3 protein-coding genes are annotated in these 3363 nt (G+C 73.4%); 2 read left to right on the forward strand and 1 reads right to left on the reverse strand.

Features of this window, described 5'->3' with window-relative positions; all coding sequences use genetic code 11:
* Nucleotides 1–1638 (reverse strand): hypothetical protein (locus D471_RS34960; RefSeq protein WP_017599897.1); only part of this gene is annotated, 1638 nt, incomplete at its 3' end.
* A gap of 140 nt (nucleotides 1639–1778) precedes the next feature.
* Here D471_RS34960 and D471_RS0117970 point away from each other — a divergent pair.
* Both D471_RS0117970 and D471_RS0117975 read left to right on the forward strand, forming a co-directional pair.
* Nucleotides 1779–2630: a hypothetical protein gene (locus D471_RS0117970; RefSeq protein WP_017599898.1), complete on the forward strand. Its 852-nt coding sequence runs from the start codon at nucleotides 1779–1781 to the stop codon at nucleotides 2628–2630.
* A 146-nt stretch (nucleotides 2631–2776) separates the two neighbouring features.
* A complete protein-coding gene (locus D471_RS0117975; RefSeq protein WP_017599899.1) occupies nucleotides 2777–3238 on the forward strand; it encodes a GNAT family N-acetyltransferase in 462 nt (153 codons plus the stop codon).
* Nucleotides 3239–3363: the final 125 nt, after the last annotated feature.

Consider the following 3363-nt stretch of genomic DNA (forward strand, 5'->3'; position numbering starts at 1 on the left):
CACGTGGGCGGTGTCCGCGTGCCAGGGAGCGGCCAGCGCCCGCACGACCGCCCGGGCCGTGGCACGGTTCCGCGGTAGGTCGGGGTCGACCGCCCGCACGTGAGCTCCGTCGGGGGTGAGGACCTCCAGTTCGATCGCCGGCCGAGGGGCCGTCGGGGGCACGACCGCCGTGCCCAGCAGGACCAGCAGGGCGAGGCGCGGCTGGTCGTGAAGCAGGCGGTCCAGGTCCGCGACGGTGCCGGTCCGTGCCGTCGTGAGCTCTCGGATCACCCACGCCCCGTCGCGGCGGAACACGAGGCCGGCGCTGCAACGGACGAGGACGTCGGCGAGTGGGTCGTCGACGGTCAGCGGATAGTCGACGTGGACCGCGCCCGGTCGGGAGGCGTCGCTCAGCGGGCAGACGGCCAGATGGCGTTCGAGCATCGATGCTCCCGTCCGTGCGGCGCGGCCGGTGACGTCGACCCCGCCCGCCGACCAGGCGTCCCCGTCCGGAGGAAGGTCGTCGGCGGGGCAGGCGCGGGCGGGGGAGCGTCGGTGCCGCCCGGCGATCCAGGAGAGGACGGCGTGTCCGCGTCGGGCGGCGGCGCCCTCGGGCCCATCGCCGCCCGCCCCGGAGGGTAGCCCGAGCGCGTGGAAGTGGGCCTTGGCCGGGCACTCCCGGTGGTACGACCCCGCCGTCACCGACCAGGTGCGGCGCGGGCGCGACCGGTCCCGCACGCCCAACAGGCCGGGAGCGCGCGGCAGCCGCCCGCAGCGGTCCCGGCTCCGGCACGGACGGCAGTCGGCTCCCGGCACCCGCCCGCCCGAGGCCAACACCGCCCGCAGCGGTTCCCGGCCGAAGGCGGCGTACCGTTCCTCGGCCTCGGTGACCGTTCCCTCGAAGAGCGTGGCCTCGCTCCCGTCCAGACACGACACCTGGACCACACGGACACGCGCGGGCGCCTCCTCCGGGAGGCGGCGCGGGCGCGTCGCGTACGGCGCGCCGCCGACGTACCGCCAGGGGCGGGCCTCGAATGCCGCGCGGTCGACGTGCGCCCCTGTGGCCACCACGAAGGCGGTGACCGCCACCTCCTCCGGCCCGGGTGGCCGTGTGGGTCCGGGAACGGGCACGCGCAGTTCCCGGGTGATCCGAGGGCCGTCGCGCAGCAGGTACCGGCGCCCCCATACGCACACCTCGTAGGGTCGGGCACGCCCCGAGCCGGTCTCCGGGAGGTACTGGAGGATCCACGGGTCCGCGACGGGGACGCGGTCCAGCCCGTCGGCGCGCTCCCCGGAGCCGGCGGCCAGGGCGCCGAGGTAGGTACGGGCCGCATGCCGGGTCCAGGCCAGGAGTCCCTCGTGCGGGGGCGCGACCGGTTCCCCCATGATCCGGACAGCGCGTCCGCCGCGCGTGGGCAGGTGCGCACACGCGTCCTCGACGGACCGTCCGCGGTGCTCGACCAGATCCAGCACGGCCGTCAGGGGGCTCAGCGCGGATCGCGCGAGGTAGGGGTGTTTGCCGGGAGCGGCCGCGCCGAAGGCGTGCTCGGTCCTGGTGCGCAGGTGGGTGGGGCAGTGGCGGGCCGTGGGGCTCACGACACCGCCGTGGACGCGGATGACGGGTGCGAGATCGGCGGTGCCGTTCGTCCAGGGGGCCATGTCTCCTCCTGGTCGCGAGTGTGGCACGTTTCGACGATGTTTGACGCAGGGCTGTGGACAACGTCGGATCGGGTGCGTTTCACGCTGGTAAGAAAGGTGTCATTGTTCGCATTTCGCTCAAACACATCGAGGCATCCCCCATGTCACGTCTCTCCCATACGGCTCTGTGCGTCACTCTGGCCGCCGCGCTGACCCTCACCGCCTGCGCACCCGTCGAACAGCTGCTCGAGGACCTCGCCGACGACGCGCTCGAACAGAACGGGATCGTCATCCTCGACGAGGTCGACCGCGACGATCCCTTCGGCGGCACCGAGGCGGAGGGCTACGCCGAGGGGTTCGACGTCCCAGGGGAGATCGACGCCGTCGGGCCCTACCCGCAGGCGCGGGTCCGTGAGGCCTACGAGCTCACCCGGGAGCTCATGGAGGCCGTCTACCTCAATCAGGACGCCGTCTTCGACGAGGACAACAGCGAGTTCACGGCCCTTCTCACCCCCCAGTCCCTGGACTGGTACCTGGAGAACCACGGGCACGAGGACCCGGAGATCGACACCCGGTACATCCCCTTCAACCTCACCCCCGGCACGGCCGAACCGATCGGCGACGTGGTCAAGGTGGACGGCCGGATGTGGGCCGAGGAGGCGAGCGACCCGAACGGGCTGGACTACCTGGCGGTCCGCACCGAGTACACGATCGTCCACCCGGTCGCCCGCCCCGGCGACCCCGCGTCGGTCCGCCTGGTCACCTCGCACCTCGGCGAGGTGTCCTTCTACGACATGGGCGACGGCACCTGGGAGCTCTGGCCCTACTGGACGCGCTCGGTGGGTCCGGCGCACTGCCTGGACCAGCACACCTGGACCCCCGCCTACCCCGACGAGCTGCCCAGGGGCGATCGTCCCGAGGGCCGACCCGAGGACCCCTACGACCTGGACAACGCCCGTGAGGACGCCGCCGACCCGGACGGCGGGGAGTGCGGGGCCATCAAGGGAACCTGACGGACCCCTCCGCGGGGCCGGTCCGGGCCTTTCCGTCCCCACACGCGCCCCAAGAACCCCCGACCCGCAGCCTCGGGAGCCGCGCGGCCGGGGGTTCTTCCTGTTGAATGACGTGCATGATCGTGCGTCGAGTACTGCCTGAAGAGATGACCGCCGTCAGCGACCTGCGCGTGACCGCCTACCTCGCCGACGGACTGCTGGAGGCCAGCCCCGCGTACGCCGAGACGCTCCGGCTGCTGGGGGCGGACGGAACGGGGGAGGTTCTGGTGGCCGTGGACGGGGAGAGGCTGCTGGGGACGATCATGTACGAACCGTGGTCGCCCGACAGCGAGGTCGCCCGGAGCGCCGACGAGGCCGAGATCCGGGCGTTCGCCGTGGCGCCCCAGGCACGGGGGCTCGGCGTGGGCCGCGCCCTGGTCAACGCGCTCGTGGAGCGAGCCCGCCAGGAGGGCGTGGTCCGGATCGTGTTGTCCTTGCCCCCCCTGCCGCAGATGCGCGCGGCCCAGTTCGTCTACCGCGCCCGTGGCTTCACACGGGTGCCGGAACGCGACTGGACACCCGTGCCCGGGGTCGACCTACAGGTCTACGCGTTGGCGCTGAAGAGCTGAACACCTCGCACCGCGACCGTCCCCGTCCGCGGGCCCCCGGGGTGGAGGGGCCCGCGGACGTTCAACAGCTGACCGGCCGCACCCGGCGGGCGGCCTCGGCCAGCGGTTCGCCCAGGGCGCCGTCG

Source organism: Nocardiopsis lucentensis DSM 44048, from assembly GCF_000341125.1.
In the GTDB taxonomy this organism is placed as follows: Bacteria; Actinomycetota; Actinomycetes; order Streptosporangiales; family Streptosporangiaceae; genus Nocardiopsis; species Nocardiopsis lucentensis.